Raw genomic sequence first — 17,762 nt, 5'->3', positions numbered from 1 at the left:
TCTTCACCCCCATTTAAAAAATAGTGGGCTAAGCCCACTATTAAATTTTACTATACACCATTTTTTTAATGGTTTCCACACCTGCTATCTTGATTCCATGTTTGTTTTTTTATTTCATTTTTAACATCATTGACATTTTTTAGTTTTTCAAGATATTTGTGAAAAATATTTTCATTTCCATCTTTGTCCAAATTTAATTTATCATCTGATCCTATAGGTTTTCTGTTTTGATGTTCAATATTCATAATGAAATTCACAATATTCTCTGCAACATAAGGATTATTGTAGTTTCTTTGAGCTTCCTTAATTCTATTTAGTTTTTCTGCACTATTTTCAAGTAAATCACTTATAGTTATTTTTATATTTTTAATATCTTCACACACTACACCAATATTATGTTTTTCAGCAAATCGCGGATTTCCTTCTTCCTGACCAGGTAAAGCATCTATTATAACCAGAGGAACATTGCACGCTACAGCTTCCAGCATAACATTAGGACTTCCTCGTGTAAAAGCAATATCAGAATTGAGCATTAGATCTTGTATGTTCTCTATAAAGCCATATATCTCAATTCTATTACCATATTTATCCATCAATGCTTCTTCTAATTTTTTTCTCAATTTTATATTACGGCCTGCAATAATCTTTACATTACAATTGAAATTATCAAGAAGGTTTTCTGCTATCTTCTTCATATTTCCTGAGCCTTCGCCTCCACTCATTATTAAACAATTTAACGGCTTATCAGCATCATAATAATTTTCCTCTAAGGTTTTTACTATATGATTGTTAAATTTTGACCTAACCGGAAACCCTAATACTTGTACTTTTTCTTTTGAAACTCCAAATTCAACACATTTTTCTTTTGCTTCTTGAGTGGGACTTATAATATAATAAGCTCTTGGATCTGCCCATAATGGACATATACTTACCAGATCCGCAATCAAAGTAATTACTGGTATTTCTATTTTGTGCTTTTCTAATATGTTTATAATAGATCCATTAAAATTAGGATGAACAGATAAAATTAAATCTGGATTTATGTTTCTTAATGCCTGTATAAAATTGTATTCTATTTTTAATTCAACTAATTTGTTAACTAATGATGGATTTGCACATGATAAATTCCATACTATTCTCCATAATTCTTCAGCATTTCTAGTAATTGGTCCATAAGATTTCCCTATGGTTTCCAGAACCTTTTCCCCTAAAGAAAATCCATCTATAACATGAATTTTGACTCCATCATATCCTTGAAATTTTTCATATAAAGAATCTGTTATACTTTTATGCCCATGTCCTGTAAACTCGGCAGAAATAATAAGTATATTTTTAATCATAGTATTCATCCTTTCTATTAAGTCAATTTTGATCTTTTAATAAGAGTCGATTTAACTTTCTTAATGTCCTTTTCATTACTTTTAGCCATTTTTATATAGCAAAAAGCTGAAGGAATAAGGAATAACTGGAATATTATTAGTGCAATTACATAATTATGTGGCTCTGTTTTATATATAGAAACTATTAAAAGTAGAAAACCAAAGCCTACATTCCCTAAAGTCCTCCCTAAACTCCCAGAAAGATTAGCTACACTAAAAGTCGTACCTCTATGCTCTGGAAGATTCACCTCCGCTATAAGTGCAAGCCAATTTGGTGTATTGGCCGATTGTGCAGCTGAAGCAAAGAAAGACAATATAAACATTGCAAGCATCCATGGATTTATAACAATCTGCTTTAATAAACTTAGAAAAATTAAAGTTGAACTGCTATATCTAGGCAACAATAAATCATTCATTGGCACTACAAACATTGCTGAATAAAAAACTGCTGTAAGAAAAACAAAAAATGAAGTCATTATCGCTCTTCCTTTATAACTTTTTTGTTGAATTACATCCCCAAAATATCCAAAAATTGACGATGTCAATCCTCCTATTTGAAATAAAGCAAAAAGATATCCTGCTGCAATGGTGGCTATTTCCATACTATAACCATGATGTTGAATCTTTGAAATATATAATGTGGGAAGCCATATTAAACTTCCAGTTGTAATATTCATAAAAAACCCCTGGAAAAACAATAAAACATTGCTATTCTTTGAGACTATTTCGTATAAATGATCAAATTCAATATTATAATTATATTCGTACCCTTCTTTAATAAGTGCTTTTAATTCAGGCTCAGCTCCTCCTAAAGTGGGTTCTTTTATAAAAAAATATAAGATTACTAATAAGAATCCTATTATGCTGACAATCTCAAATGGTTTTCTCCAATTTGTAGCTGTAGCAACAAGGGAAGCCATCAGTGATCCTACAATTCCACCAAAGCCCTGAGACATTCCCCATAGACTAAGAAGCATTCCTCGAAATTGATGAGGGATATAGTCCGTCAAAACACTAAATCCAATTGATGCTATACAGCCTAATCCTATACCGGTAAAAATCTGAAAAATAATAAGTTGAATATAAGTACTACTGCGAGATGTTAAAAATACTGATACAGACCAAAAAATAGTTCCTATAATAATGAGCTTTTTACGATTAAATTTACCCGATAAATAACCCCAATAAATTGACGAAAGTGAAGTTATTAATATATTGATAGCTGAAACAATTCCCATAGCAGATAAAGGTACATTTAAAGTTTTGGCTATAGAAGTAAAAAGCGGTGGAAACAGCCCTATAATAATGTTATCAAAAGCAGCTAATGCCACAAAAACAAATATTGTATAAATCATCTTTGTATTGCCGATATTCATAATGTTCATATCTCCATAGTTTTCTATAATATATATAAATTCTGATATAGCATCACTGTTTTTCATATTAATAAATCACAAAATACTCAAATTTTTGAATACTGTTTCACTAGAACTATAGATATTTTATTACAAAACAATTAAATTTTAATTAAAATTTAATTAAAATTTTATAAAATCTGTATATTTTAAATCTTACTGTAATTTATATTTACCTTAAACTTTATACATCATAGTTAGTCATATACTCATCTTTAACATTCTCTATTTTAGGTGAAATTCCCTTTTTATAAATTCATACAAAAAAAATTACCAGATATCATTCCGGTAATTTTAAAAATATACTACTTAAACATAAAAATTCTTTACCTTGCCTTGAGATAGTGATAAGAAATATTTCCACATCTCCCAATCATGGAACCACACGTAAAGACAATAAGTCCTGCACCAATAAAGCTCAATCCGACTCCACCCAATAAATTTAGGGTTCACTTCACAACTATTACTATAATGTAGATTACAAGACTCAGATATGATTCCTGATAAATTTTTTGCTTTTTTCTAAAAAGCAAAGTCACTGCCTTTGCGAGAAAAAATCCAGTAAAAATATATAGAGCAGAAATACCAATATAATCTGGGATGTTTAAATTTATTTTACTAGGTACAATTATTTCAAGCCATGGAAGGACAAATAATCTTATAGGAATAAAGACAAGCCAGAGCACCATTCCAATAACAGTCTCTTCTGTAAAGACTTCCTTACCGTCAAATGTTAATTTTGCCAACATACCTTGAAGTATTCCAATCAGAATTCCGACAACTATACGGAGAGAAAGTCCAATTATGATGGCATGAAGAGATTTGAATTGAATGAAACAAATATCTTTTGTCTATACTTTGCTTTTTAAAATGATTCCTAACAAAAAATGCCACACTTTCCACATGGGTAGTTTGTCTTACAATATTATTTTAATATAACTTTTTATATTAAAATAGATTATTCTATAAGGCTTAAATTAATAAAATTATTAAAATTGTAGAGATTAAAAAAAACCGCCGTGTTTTTATATATTTAAATAGACTATAGTATAATTTCATGGCTTGGTGGAAGGTTTTAATCCTTCCACCATTTATATTTTCATAACTTCGTTGATTACGTAATTACATTCCATGAATTTTTTAATTTTAACTTTCTACATCTATATTGGTCAAATATGCCTGCTTAGGATGATTTATTTGTCCTGGATACAGTAGTTTTAATCTATTTTCTTTTACCAGTCTATTTAAATAATTGTTTCTTAATCCTACATCGTTTCTATTCAATAGCTTAGCTAATTCTTTTAATTCTATTGATTTTACTTTACACATCTCCACTATAATATTATCCATAGTGTTAACATCCAGTCTTTTTTTATTTATTGATAACTTTGCAATATCGCTTAATTTATCATATAAACTTTCATCATTATTTATAGAGTCTTCATTATTAATTATGGAGTTAGCAGTACTATTTATGGAGTTCTGTATATTATTTATGGAGTTATCATCTATGTATGGAGTTAAATTAAATTTATCTGATAATAAATATCTTGTACCTCTTCCTTGCCCTTCTGCTTCTAATAAATTTTTATCTATAAGCATACTTAATGTTTTGTTAGCTTCAATAGAATTTTTGTTTATTAATATTTGTAATCTTGCATTAGTTATTTGTAACTGTGAAGTCAGCTATAAGATGGCTTTTGCTATCTACTGCAGTTTGAACATTATAACAAACATCAAGCTTTCCATTGTTTTTCATAAGTCTTGATTCTGGATCTGTTATAGATTTTTGAGTAACATCATTTTCTTTCATCTCTTCGAGATAAGAATTGTATAGATCCTTTTTTCTATTTAATTCTTCAATTTTATTTTGGAGCTGCTCCTTTGTATATTCGGTTCCATGCCTGTCTTCCTTATCACATTTATCCATTTCTTTCATAAATTCCGTTATATTTTCATCTATCCATTTTAGACGGTCGTTCACTTTGACGCAGTAAAATTCCTATCTTTTGTGTTAACAGCCTTAAACTTACTTCCATCTATGGCGATAAGCTCTTTTACGTATAAATTCATTTCTAAACATAGTTTAACAAAGGCTCTGAATACATTTTTTAGAGCCTTTGCATTATCTTTTCTAAAATCAGCTATTGTTCTGAAATGTGGATTTAAACTTAAGGACCACATTGAACACCACTTCAATATGATCCTATAAAAAACTTTATTTAATCTCCTGAGCACTTCCACTTATAACATCTACTTTGAATTCCTTAAATATATCTGAACTACTGGTATTTTCTTTAAATATACGAACTCTATATTTATTTGTTTTATCTGGACCTGAGCAATCAAAGGAAATTTCACCTATATCTGATTTGTACAACATATTTCCATTTTCAGCTTTATAGTCTGCAACCGCATTATATTTTTTACCTACAATATCAATTGCCTTTTGAATTAAATCTGTTGTTCCATTAGACTTTGTTAAAGTTACAACCAGCGCACCCTTTATATAGTTATTTTCTTTATCTAATGTTGTTTTATATATAGCAAGTTTATTACCAACAATCTCATAAAGATATCTCATAGTCTCTTTTCCATTATTATCATTTACTATTATATAATTATATACTGCTTTCCCAGGTGATGAATTTGGAGAAAGCTTTTCTATGAATGAAACTGAGAACTTAAATGTTTTATTTGGCCATGCAGCAATACCTCCATCTTTAAAAACATATTCTTTATCTTGACCATCCTTATAAGTTCCTACTAATTGAAGCATTTGTACATATTGTTTAATCTCATCAGTGGCCTTAACATACTTAACATTTTTATCATAATCAGAAGTAATATTTATACTTTTAAAATCATCGCTTATATTAAATGTAAAGCTAATATTTTTCTTATCGTCTCCATTATGAGTTATAATTAAATATGAATTATTATTTCCAAGATATTGTATACTACTTACTTTGTATGAGAGAGCTGTATCTGGAAAAATGTCTATTAGTCTATAATCATTTCCCTTTTTCTCAATCATTATCGAACGATGCATACCATTTTCTTTAATGGATTTTTCATCATTTAAATTATACCATTCACCTTGCAATTTATTTAATAATTCAGTCATTGTCAAAATAGTTGAACTCTTAGTTTGTGTACTAGCATTGTTTTCGTTAGTACTTACCTTAGCAGCAGTGTTAGATGGTGAGCTTGTGTATTTTTCATTATTTACCACATCTTTACTTTCATTACACCCTCCTAAAATAGCTGTCAAACTTAAAAGTAAAGCTATTGTTATTACTCTTCTTTTCATTATAATATTCATTATAATATTCATTCCTTTCATATTTATAAAAACAACTTGAAATCACTTTGTAATATTATTATACATAATTTTCTTAACTTATTAATTACATTTAGTATACTTTATAGTTACAATTAGGTAACAAAATGTTTATTTTCTGTTATTCACAAAAAAAATAATAAACCAGTATGCTAGCCTATTATTTTCTTTCACCTATTTAATTTATCCTCAATTTAATTATTACATTAGTTCCTTTATTTAACTCACTTTTTAGCTCTAAGCTGCCCCCATGTAATTTTATAATTTTATCACAAACAGCTAAACCTATGCCACTACCAGATTTTTTTGAATTACCTTTAAAAAACTTATCCTTAATTTTCGGAAGATCTTCTTTAGCTATTCCATAGCCATTATCTATTATTTCAATAATCAGCTCATTTTCTAAAGTAGAAACATTTATTAGTATGTTTGAATCTTTCGGTGAAAACTTCATAGCATTATCTAAAATATTAATAATTACTTGTTTAAATCTATTTCTGTCTACTGAAAGCTCTGGGATATTTTCTGTAAATTTTGACTGAAGAGAAATTCTTTCTTTTTTTGCCCTTCCATCATATAATCTTAATATTTCTTCTATCTCTTCTTTTATATCAGTTTTTTCCATATTCAAAACCAGCGTATTGCCTTCTAATTTTGAGAAGTCTAAAAGTTCATCTACCATATTTTTTAGCCTATCCGTTTCTCTTAATATTACTTTTAACCCTTTTTCAATTTCTTCTTTATCTTCAAAACTTCCAGTAAGAATTGTTTCTCCCCACCCTTTTATAGCTGTAAGCGGAGTCCTTAATTCATGGGAAACAGAAGATATAAAACCATTTTTCGTCTCCTCTGCTTTCAAAATTTCTGAAGCCATATAATTTAAAGTATCTGAAAGTTCTCCAATTTCATCATTATAATGTTTGTTTATCCTTTCATTAAATTGCCCTTTTGACATCTTACGTGCTATATCATTAACTTCTTTTACAGGTTCAACAATTGTTTTACTTAAAATAGTGCTTGATATAAAAATACAAATTAAAATTACAATTAATAAAGTCATTGATAAAAATAAATACTTTAAAATAAGGTTATTCACATCTTCTAAAGATGTAACAACTCTTATAACTGCTATTGTATTGGAATCTAAATCCTTAATTGCACTTGATGCAGACATAACTTTTTCATTAGTGTCAATGTTATTACCTGTCCAAGTTGATACTTCACCTTTAAGTGCTTTCTGAAAATCATTCGTTTGTATTTTTTCAGCCGATACTATTTCACTACTTAAAAGAACATTGCCTTTTTTATCTATAATTTGAATTTCTACATTTTGCTGTTCAGTATTATTTTCAACAAGTGGTGCTAATGAGTCACTAAGATTAGCATAATTTTTGTTTAAATATTGATTATAAAATGTAGCTGAAGATTCAGCTTTTTCATTAAGACTTTGTTCTACTGATTTATAATAATAATTTTTTATAGATATCATAAAAATTAATTCAACAGAAAAAAGTACTAAGCAAACACCGATTAAGTAATTTAAAAATAATCTCTTTTTAATTCCTTTCATCTTTACTTATCCTTTCCCCACTTATAACCAAAGCCCCTTACTGTATTGATATATTCTGGTGAAGAAGAATCATTTTCTACTTTTTGCCTTACTCTTCTCATATTTACATCTACAATTTTTATATCACCAAAATGGTCGCTGCCCCAAACACTATCTAGAATTTCATTTCTACTTAAGACTTTCCCTTCATTTTTCAAAAAAAGTTCTATCAATAAAAATTCTGTTTGTGTAAGCTCAATTTCTTTATCTTCTTTGAAAAATCTTTTAGCTTCCAGATCTAGTTTAAATATTCCCGAAGTTAATATCTTTTTATTTTCTATATTGTTTTCATTATTTATTCTTCTTAAAATAGCATCTATCCTAGCAATTAACTCCATTGGACTAAAAGGCTTAACAATATAATCATCTGCTCCATAGGTGAGTCCTGCTACTTTATCAATTTCTTGACTTTTAGCCGTAAGCATTATGATTCCGATTGAAGAATTATTTTCCCTAGTCTTTTTTAAAACTTTATAACCATCAATGCCCGGAAGCATAATATCTAAAAGCATAATGTCTAAATTTTTTTCATTTTGTATAATGGCTAGTGCCTCTTCTCCACTTTCAGCTTCAACTACTTCAAATCCTGCTCTTTTTAAATTAATTACTATGAAGTCTCTTATATCTTCTTCATCCTCTACAATTAATACACGTTTCATAATCTACTCCTTTTTTAAAATTTCCTTTAGTTTTCTATAATCTGCAGCTTATTATCTTTTACCATAATCTCTTTAGAAAAACTTTCTGATTTTACTAAAATTGCTTTAGAGCTTTTATTAACTGCCTGTACAACTATAGAACATCCTTTAAAAACAAGAAAATCAGCCTCATCTTTTTCACTTAATCCTTGCTTATCAGCCTTGTATAATGTACATTTTTCATCATTAAATACTATCAATTCCATTGTTCCATCCATATCTAAATCCTCTAAAATGAAATTGGAACAAGGTGCTGAAAATATTTTTTTGAAACCACTTTCATTCTCTTTGTAAATACCAATATTCTCAATAGAACTCCCTTCCATCTTATAGTCTAGAATAATTTCATTTTTCCTGTCCCCATCAACATCTTTAAAAGTTACCGATTCAATGAAATTACCGTATTCACTTATATATGCTTCATTAGTCCACTTATCTTTTATTTGTTTTAATATAAGGAATCCTATTTTAGAATCATATGATTGCTTTCCTTCTTCTTTTAAAAAAATAATTGCTTCGTCTTTTTTATCACCATCAATATCTATATATTCAATTGATTTTTGATTTTCACCATAAGATGGGATAATTAATCTTACGTTTTTAGGTATGAATTTACCCATAATTTCTGAAATTTGTGACTGTGAAGCTGATAACTTTGGAGGTTTCATAAGACTATTTAATTCATCTTTGTTAGAACATCCTGATGCAAATAATAAAAACATAGATATAACTATAACAACTTTAAATTTCATATAAAGTCCCCCTAAAATATCATTTATATCAAAGCTTTATCCATTTTTTATAAATACTAACTTTATACCTAGGATTTCCATTCAAAACTTTTATAGGAAGTTCGCCGTCCTACCTAAAAATTCTAGCTAGTTTTTGATTTGGATTACACCCATACTTTAATTTTAATTCTTTAATTTGATTGTACACTCCTTTTTAAACAATAAAAAGCGCACTATCTAGGCAGTAATCTAGCCTTTACTACAATTATACATTCTTTTACAAATATTTACCATATATTCCACCGATGTGTTTTAAAACAATTTCTTATTTTCCAAAAATAGTTAGACTTTTACCTACCACCTCAAGAAAAAATCCCCTCAAACCTAAGTCTGAGGGAACATAAAACATACTATGAAATTTTATAGCAAAGCCTTCAAAGCCTTTGCTATAATCCTATTTCTTAACTAACTTAACAACTGTCTCCACGTGGGCAGTTTGTCTTACATTATTATTTTAATATAACTTTTTATATTAAAATAGATTATTCTATAAGGCTTAAATTAATGAAATTATTAAAATTGTAAAGATTAAAAAAACCAGCCGTGTTTTTCTATATCTAAATAAAATATAATATAGTTTCAGGGGTTAGTGGAAAAATGGTGGAAAGTTTTAATCCTTCCACCATATTATATTTTCATAACTTCGTTGATTACGTAATTATATTTAACAACCTTTTTTAAGCCCAAATTGGTATATACTTTGCCATTCTATTGGATTTATTTTCAGGGTCATACACTTTTATCAACTCATCTTCAATTGTATCTGTAATTACTCTGGATACCATTGAATAATTCTTTTCCGAAATATTAAATCGCTCTCTTAAAGATTTGTTAGTCATGAGTTCATTAGCTACATACTTTAAACAGCAATGCTGATAACAGGCTCTTATTTTATCCTTTTTCTCCATATCTTTAAATTCCTTATGAGCATATAAAATAATTCTAAAAGCATTTTCCTGAACTATAAAATCCGGTGCTGGAAGTTGATATGCCTCCACAGAGTTAACTACCTTATCTATGCCACTGCCTCTTTCTTCACAAATTTTCATTCTTCTCATAAGTGATGCTAATTTTTCATTTCTCGATTGAGGTGAATGATCTATTAATCTTAATACACTTATAAGCGGCTGCCCTGGATTACTTATTTCTATCCTATCACAGAATATTTCTATCATAGGTCCTGATCCAACTTCCATAAAATCCTGATGAATTAAAGCATTAGCAGCTAATTCTCTTATTGCTATATTAGGATACATTTTGACTTCTTTTCTCAGTGCTTTCTCTATTACTTCATTTGAAGGAAGTCTATCTTCTATATAATTAATTATATCTTCAAAAACTACTGCATACCCTCTTATAAATTCCTACTCCTTTTGTGTTTCCAATCTATCCTTTCCTGAGTATAATATAACTCTTACAGTCTTACGGGATAATCTTCGAAAATTTTTTAAGTTTTTAGCAAATAAAATAGCACCTAAATTTGTAATATCATATTGATCTGAATTTCTAAGAATAATCTGTTCTTCTTTAAGTTTGTCAATTATGGCTTGCTTGTTATCAGGTAATGGCAGATTCATCATTTCAAAATAATTTGGATAATCAATATTTTTAATTACTTCATCAGCAGAAATATATTCCATTGCAATCCCATCTTCAAAAGATTTAGTTAACGTCTTCATCCATATCTTTCTCGCCTTCTCAGGGAACTTGTTTAAGTCATGTTTATAGCTTCCAACTCTTATGAAATGATTGTTTTTAAAAGCAACCGGCGTATTAAATGCTGCATCTATTTCAAATATTACTATGTTTTTTGATTCATATTCAACTTCATAAATTCTAAAGTCTATCCTTGGAGATAATTGAGTTGCTAACCAATTCTCCAATTCTTGATTCCCAATTTTATATTCTTTAGGTTTGAATTTAGTTCCAACTATATCATGCTTTTTATCTTCAACACCAAATACTAAATAACCAACTTCTCTATCATGAATACAAGCTGAATTTGATAATGCAGATATATATTCCCCTATCAATTCAGGTTCATAATTGTTTTCTTTAAACTCAACCCATTCCGTTTCTAATTCTAATGCTGTAAGCTGTTTAAGCAGCCTGACAAATTCATCATTATTCAAAGTTATCCCTCCACCATAGTAGTTTATAATACTCAGTCACATACCCGTCACATAAATTTTTTTATAAAACTAGTATATCATTTTGCTATTTTTTTATCCAATCACATAACCTTATTTACTTAAACCATTGAAAACACTAGATTTATCACAAATAGCAGTATGAAATCCAGCATTACAGTCACATACCCGTCACATAAAATTACAGCTGTTCTATTCTTATCCAGTCACATAACCATCACATTAAACGTCTTCCATTATACCCTTAAAAGCTATGATTAATTATCTAATTTTGCTTTAATTTATAATCTTACAGTTCCATCTCATTTAAAACATCTCTTAACTTCTTTAACTCATCATTTGTTAAAGTTACTCCCTTACCCATCTTATTATACTCTGGATCCCAATCTCTAATATCAAACTTAGGCTCTTTATCATTCCAACTTATTAGGTTTAATTCTTTCTTCCAACCTTTTGACGATTCTGAAAGAGCTCCTATAGTTTCTTTTATTTCATATTTTATATCTGCCATACTGCCGCCTCCAAATTCACTAAATATCTTATAAATAATTATATACTAAATCTACAAGCATAAAAATCTGACTACCAAAATAAATCACTTTGTACTCATTATCATAATACATATATTCTTAAAATATAAACACTTCTGAAATAACTGATGTTAGCATGATATTGTGAATACATTTGAAAGTTTAGTATCAAAAAATAATTACTAAGAATTCATTTTCATTGATAGTAAATTCATAGTAATTTGCTACTTTTTATTATTTAAATTTCCTTTAACCCTTGATTTTACTTAACCAACAGCGCCACACATTCCACATGGGCAGTTTGTCTTACAATATTATTTTAATATAACTTTCTATATTAAAATAGATTATTCTATAAGGCTTAAATTAATGAAATTATTAAAATTGTAGAGATTAAAAAAACCCGCCGTGTTTTTATATATTTAAATAGAATATAGTATAATTTCACGGCTTGGTGGAAGAATGGTGGAAGGTTTTAATCCTTCCACCATTTATATTTTCATAACTTCGTTGATTACGTAATTACATTTGATGAATTTTTTAATTTTAACTTTCTGCATCTATATTTGTCAAATATGCCTGCTTGGGGTGATTTATTTGTCCTGGATACAATAGTTTTAATCTATTTTCTTTTACCAATCTATTTAAATAATTGTTTCTTAATCCTACATCGTTTCTATTTAATAGCTTCGACAATTCTTTTAATTCCATTGGTTTTACTCTACACATCTCTACTATAATATTATCCATAGTGTTAACATCCAGTCTTTTTTTATTTATTGCTAACTTTGCAATATCACTTAATTTATCATATAAACTTTCATCATTATTTATGGAGTCTTCATTATTAATTATGGAGTTAGCATTACTATTTATGGAGTTCTGTATATTATTTATGGAGTTATCATCTATGTATGGAGTTAAATTAAATTTATCTGATAATAAATATCTTGTACCTCTTCCCTGTCCTTCTGCTTCTAATAAATTTTTATCTATAAGCATACTTAATATTTTGTTAGCTTCAATAGAATTTTTGTTTATTAATATTTGTAATCTTGCATTAGTTATTTGCTCTTCTTGATGTGCTGCTACAAGTGCCACTACTTCATCCTTTAATAAATTATTAAATTCATTTCCAATTATACTTTTTAAAAATATAAGACTCTTTTCTGGTAAAAGAGATATTGTTCTAAGAACCATTGTAATTCTATCTGGTTGAAAGGTTTCTATTATTTCTGGTTTTCTCCAGCTTTGCTCATCCCACACTTTGTAGATATTCTCTATTCCAGACCCTGCTCTCTCACCAATTCCAATTAATGAAAACATCTTAAATATATTTTTATTTCTTGGGTCACTCACACCGCCTCTAATTGCTTACTTAAGAGAAACTCTCAATTCTCCAGGATTTAAAAACTTGAAATAATCTTTATGTTTCTCAACCACTATTCCTCGTTGTCCAAAATAATCAGCATGTATTAGAGCATTAGCAAGCGCCTCACGAAGTGCCTTATGCACTGATGTATCATCCTCTCTTACAATACCTTTAAGTTTAAATGGAATATTAATATCTGAGGTTATCTTATTTATAACTTTAAAATAAAAATCAAATATATTTCCACTCCAAGTCCCATCTTGTGAAGTTACTCTATCTTCCCACCTAATTTGAGATGCGTTATCATTTTTTTCTCTATAATCAAGAAAATATTCAGGGACTTCCTTAGTTATATCCCATTCATTTCCGAACATCAATAAACCTGCAATTGTTAATCCCTCAATATTATTGTCTCTGTCCTTTCCCCATGCTCCAATCCTATTAAGAAATTCCTTATTGTCTAAAGTAGTCCAAGGATGTGATGGTTTTAGAACACTAAATCTGTTTCTATACTTTTCTAGAGACTCTTTATTTAAATCTTCTAATGTATAGTTTTTTAATATTTTCTCATCCTGTGAAAAATCTGATTGATCTGCCAGCATTCTTTTGACTTCTGAATCATTGCATCTATAATCTCCATCAAAATTACGCCTATACGTACCTACAATTGGATTCTGTCCTAGATATATAGGTTTCTGCCTTCGGTGTGCTCTTGGGATATAGATTTTTATTACATCTTTTCCGCTAATATTTATTACTTCAACATCATCGTCTCTTAATATATTTGAACTTACTTTGTTTATATTATTTATTACACTCCAAAAATCTCTTAATATTTTTGAAACTTCGTTAACCCCTTTTACAAAAAAGTTATAACCTTTCTGCTCAATACCGAGCAAAATTATGCCGCCACTTGTATTAGCAAATGCAGAATAAGTTTTCCATAAGTCATTAGGGAGTTCTTTTTCTGATTTTTTACATTCAAGTTCAGCACTCTCATCATTTTCTATAAGTTCTAATAATTCTTTCTCATTCAAATTATTCACCCGCTTTTTTCTTGTTTAATCCTTATAATTTAATTCGATTTATAAGGATTAAGTAATATTTTTTCTCAGCACATATATAGAAGCCTAATATTTTCTTGTCCAGTTTTATACATTTGTTATATGGACTTTACCTTCTTTTACATTTTAATTATATAAAACTAAATTAAATTTTAAATCTATTAATATCTATATTTTATCCTTTTTTAAATAAAGAAAGTCTTTTCTTCTAAAATTTCTTTCTAGATAAACACACTAACATACATTTTCATCAGCATTAATAATATTTATTAATCTTTTGTAGATTTCCTCCCAGTCAGCAGAAAGATTCAAGGTTTTTACTTTAATTATTTTATCATTTATTTTATATTTTATGTTTAACTCCTGTTCTGTAGTTGGATATAACAATATTCCTGATACTGTTCCTAAATAATTACTGTTATTTAGATATGCTAATATTTGGTACAAATTATCTGAAATCAATTTCTTAGATTCACTAAAATTTCTGCTTTTCAACGCAGATGCATAGTATTTTGTATCTATAATTGTTTGAATATGCTCCAACTCATTTTCAATCACCACATCTGTTCTCATTTCAGGAAGATATTCCATACCTATGTTATTAAAATTTTTGTCTAAATCCCATTTAATTTTAGGCGAATGAACTTTATATACTTCTGCTCTTAGATGCTTTTTATAAAAATTCAAAACGAATTTTTCATATAATTTCTCCATCTGCTTATCACGGATAAAATCATGGAATTTAAATTTATTTCCACTTTCATTAGTAATAAGTCCAGAGTATATAAGCTCACAAACATTCATTAACATTTTATAATGTATATTATTGCGACTGTATTTTAATAATGAAAAAACACGTACATTTATTTTAATTTCATCGATCTGAGAAAAATAATACTTAATATCAATAAGTTCTTTTCTTAATCCATCATCAAGGTCATGAGATCTTATTATCATTCCTATAGTAGTTTTTAAAATTTGATTGAAGCATACATTAGATTTAAATTCATCATAGTCACAAACTAATCTTTTTCTTGTCAGCGATTGCTGCCTTATTGAATTCATAATATCTATTTTACCTCTAACCATTGTCAACTCTTCTTTATGATCAGTGTATTCTCTATGAAAGCCACGTTTAATAATGTTGTTAACACCATTTATTATTACTTTAGCTAATAGGTTATAAATGCTATCAAATTTTTCTATACCAACCAGTGTTTTATCTTCTATCTTTAGTGTATTCCATGCATAACATATCATATAATATATGTTTTTTATTGGTATCTTCTGATCTTCACTCATATCTATCACCCTAATAATTCTTCAATATGCTTTTTTGCATTTTCTATATCATCAAACCAATATTCTTCTAACAGGGGAGCTATTTCATACTTAACTATAGTCTGGTACCAAAATACATCTGCACTACTACAATCACAAAAATAGCTGTGACCTATTCTAAAGCCGCTTCCAAGGTTTGGATCGATTTTAATCTCACTATTTAAATAAGAAAATCTTTTAACTATTTTATCTACCAAATCTTTATCTACATTATTACCAAGTAGATATTTTTTAAAAACCTCTGTCTCAAAGGCTGGTGCAAGTTCAAAAAAGCAAAACCGTCTGCGAAGTGCATAATCAATGATTGCTAAGCTCCTATCAGCTGTGTTCATAGTGCCAATAATGTATAGATTTTCTGGAACATAAAATTCCTCGTCCTTATATGTAAGCACTATCTTTTCACCACGTTTGTCAGCTTCAATTAGCATAAGGAGTTCCCCAAATATCTTACTTAAATTCCCTCTGTTTATCTCATCAATAATAAGGAAAAACTTCTTATCAGAGTTCTGCGCTTTATGGCAAAAATTATAAAATGTACCGTATTCAATAGAGAAACCTTTATCATCTGGACGATATCCCATAATAAAATCTTCATAAGAATAACTTTGATGGAATTGTATTAATTTAACACACTCATCGTCTTTTTTACCTATTATTGAATAAGCTAGACGCTTTGCAGCATATGTTTTTCCAACTCCAGGTGCTCCCTGCAGAATTATATTCTTCTTTCTTTTAAGAAGAATAGCTAAAGTGTCGTATTCTTCTTCACTTATAAACACATCCTTTAAGAAATTTTCCTTGTTATAGGTTTCAAAAAAAGTTTTACTTTCTCCCACTGCTCTCTTACCATCAAGATCAACTATTCTTTCAACACTTCTGCAGAATTCATCAAAAGAAGTAATATCTGTAAGTGTTTTAATAGCAAACTTTTCATCTAATTCCCAATGGCCTGTCTTAATCCAGTTAACTTTGCGCAAATGTTTAAATTCTTCTCTATTTTCATCATACTCATAATCTGAAACAACTTCCCCAATACCAAGTAATGTTTTACTTCCTACTTTTGCAAATATTCTATCTCCAACTTGAATTTCATTGCAAAATTGCCACAATGCAAGTCCATCATTCATATAATTGCTTTCTGTTCCATATAATTCTTTAAGTTGTTCTTTAATTTCCTCTTTTGTATCATACGCCGTTAAATCTCCAACTTTATCCCAGCCTATTGCCATAATTCCAATTTCTTTAAACTCACTCCACTTATATCCGTCTTCTCCTGGAGAATATGACCAAGTTCTTTTTTCCTTAACAATGTTTTCTAACTCATTATTTTCTTTATCCCACAACTCTCTTATTTTCTCTGAATGTAAGATAAGTGAATATACATACCCATCATTCATAGGATTTTTTGATTCTATTCCTATTTCCTTCATACATTGAAATAGTTCTCCATCCTGCCCATCAAAAATACTTTTAGATATTTGCAGCTTCCTCTCTTCCTTAAAAACTGATATTACTTTATCTGGATGCTCAATATACCTAATTGCATTTTGAATTATCTCTGTAAGTTCTTCCAATTTGCCATTCATCTTAAATTTTATAAGGTTTTTTAGCCAAACATTTTGCCTTACATAGGCTAATGCCATAGTTCGCTTATCATCATATTGATTTAGTTTATTTTTCATTGATGCTTTTTGATCTATATAACTCACTAACTCCCCAATTATTCTTAACATTCTATACTCTTCAGTATCTTTACTGTAACTACTTAACCATTTTTCATATGAAAAAGGTTTTCTTTCAGATTGTTCAATGAGTGACCTTAATACATTTTCACTAACAGTAATTTTTTTGTATTCATCATATTTATCAATTGCCTTTTGGAAATAATATTCTTCACTTTCTAATATTGTTTTTATTTTTTCACTTTCTGCTACTTCACGCAATTTATCTTCATGCTTATTAAAGAAAAAGAAAAACATATCAACACCCCATATAAATTTTATTATAATAGTTCATCAAAACCATTAATTTTCTATATTTTTTTCTAATATCAGATTTAGGAGTTTTATC

17 protein-coding genes are annotated in these 17,762 nt (G+C 28.5%); all 17 read right to left on the bottom strand.

All coding sequences use genetic code 11. The annotated features are described in order from the left end of the window. Positions 1-65 precede the first annotated feature (65 nt). A complete protein-coding gene (locus I6U48_RS01875) occupies positions 66-1,340 on the bottom strand; it encodes an MGDG synthase family glycosyltransferase (RefSeq protein ID WP_218318695.1) in 1,275 nt (424 codons plus the stop codon). A 17-nt stretch (positions 1,341-1,357) separates the two neighbouring features. After that, positions 1,358-2,755, bottom strand: coding sequence for an MFS transporter (locus I6U48_RS01870; RefSeq protein ID WP_218318754.1), 1,398 nt, complete (start codon positions 2,753-2,755; stop codon positions 1,358-1,360). A gap of 488 nt (positions 2,756-3,243) precedes the next feature. Continuing rightward, a complete protein-coding gene (locus tag I6U48_RS01865; protein ID WP_218318694.1) occupies positions 3,244-3,543 on the bottom strand; it encodes a hypothetical protein in 300 nt (99 codons plus the stop codon). Between the two features lie 397 nt (positions 3,544-3,940). Then, entirely contained in the window at positions 3,941-4,396 is a 456-nt protein-coding gene (locus I6U48_RS01860) for a hypothetical protein (protein WP_218318758.1), read from the bottom strand. A 58-nt stretch (positions 4,397-4,454) separates the two neighbouring features. Continuing rightward, positions 4,455-4,778, bottom strand: coding sequence for a hypothetical protein (locus I6U48_RS29515; protein WP_246615158.1), 324 nt, complete (start codon positions 4,776-4,778; stop codon positions 4,455-4,457). Then, on the bottom strand, positions 4,775-4,978 hold the full coding sequence (locus I6U48_RS29510; RefSeq protein WP_246615157.1) for a hypothetical protein: 204 nt from the start codon (positions 4,976-4,978) through the stop codon (positions 4,775-4,777). The genes I6U48_RS29515 and I6U48_RS29510 overlap by 4 nt, the downstream gene beginning before the upstream one ends. A 34-nt stretch (positions 4,979-5,012) precedes the next feature. Further along, the gene (locus I6U48_RS01850) at positions 5,013-6,119 is read right to left on the bottom strand and encodes a hypothetical protein (protein ID WP_218318693.1); all 1,107 of its coding nucleotides are present in this window, start codon (positions 6,117-6,119) and stop codon (positions 5,013-5,015) included. Positions 6,120-6,315: 196 nt separating this feature from the next. Continuing rightward, complete coding sequence (locus I6U48_RS01845) at positions 6,316-7,707, bottom strand: ATP-binding protein (protein WP_218318692.1); 1,392 nt, start codon at positions 7,705-7,707, stop codon at positions 6,316-6,318. Between the two features lie 2 nt (positions 7,708-7,709). Beyond that, positions 7,710-8,405 carry a response regulator transcription factor gene (locus I6U48_RS01840; RefSeq protein WP_218318691.1) on the bottom strand — a complete coding sequence of 232 codons (696 nt, stop codon included), beginning with the start codon at positions 8,403-8,405 and terminating at the stop codon, positions 7,710-7,712. A gap of 26 nt (positions 8,406-8,431) precedes the next feature. Beyond that, positions 8,432-9,196, bottom strand: a complete 765-nt coding sequence (locus I6U48_RS01835; protein ID WP_218318690.1) for a hypothetical protein — start codon at positions 9,194-9,196, stop codon at positions 8,432-8,434. A 716-nt stretch (positions 9,197-9,912) separates the two neighbouring features. Further along, positions 9,913-10,491, bottom strand: coding sequence for an ATP-binding protein (locus tag I6U48_RS01830; RefSeq protein WP_218318689.1), 579 nt, complete (start codon positions 10,489-10,491; stop codon positions 9,913-9,915). A 108-nt stretch (positions 10,492-10,599) separates the two neighbouring features. Beyond that, positions 10,600-11,367: an AlbA family DNA-binding domain-containing protein gene (locus I6U48_RS01825; RefSeq protein ID WP_218318688.1), complete on the bottom strand. Its 768-nt coding sequence runs from the start codon at positions 11,365-11,367 to the stop codon at positions 10,600-10,602. A 307-nt stretch (positions 11,368-11,674) separates the two neighbouring features. Continuing rightward, the gene (locus I6U48_RS01820; RefSeq protein WP_218318687.1) at positions 11,675-11,896 is read right to left on the bottom strand and encodes a YdbC family protein; all 222 of its coding nucleotides are present in this window, start codon (positions 11,894-11,896) and stop codon (positions 11,675-11,677) included. Positions 11,897-12,461: 565 nt separating this feature from the next. Beyond that, positions 12,462-13,274: a putative DNA binding domain-containing protein gene (locus tag I6U48_RS01815; protein WP_218318686.1), complete on the bottom strand. Its 813-nt coding sequence runs from the start codon at positions 13,272-13,274 to the stop codon at positions 12,462-12,464. 15 nt (positions 13,275-13,289) lie between these two features. Then, positions 13,290-14,324, bottom strand: a complete 1,035-nt coding sequence (locus I6U48_RS01810; protein WP_218318685.1) for an AlbA family DNA-binding domain-containing protein — start codon at positions 14,322-14,324, stop codon at positions 13,290-13,292. 261 nt (positions 14,325-14,585) lie between these two features. Further along, a complete protein-coding gene (gene mcrC, locus I6U48_RS01805; protein ID WP_218318684.1) occupies positions 14,586-15,653 on the bottom strand; it encodes a 5-methylcytosine-specific restriction endonuclease system specificity protein McrC in 1,068 nt (355 codons plus the stop codon). A 5-nt stretch (positions 15,654-15,658) separates the two neighbouring features. Further along, a complete protein-coding gene (locus I6U48_RS01800; RefSeq protein WP_218318683.1) occupies positions 15,659-17,671 on the bottom strand; it encodes a DUF8426 domain-containing protein in 2,013 nt (670 codons plus the stop codon). Positions 17,672-17,762 lie beyond the last annotated feature (91 nt).

It is taken from the genome of Clostridium thailandense, assembly GCF_019207025.1.
Lineage (GTDB): Bacteria > Bacillota > Clostridia > Clostridiales > Clostridiaceae > Clostridium_AM > Clostridium_AM thailandense.
Note: the sequence above shows the minus strand (reverse complement) of the source record. Positions and strands in the feature narration are given on the sequence as shown.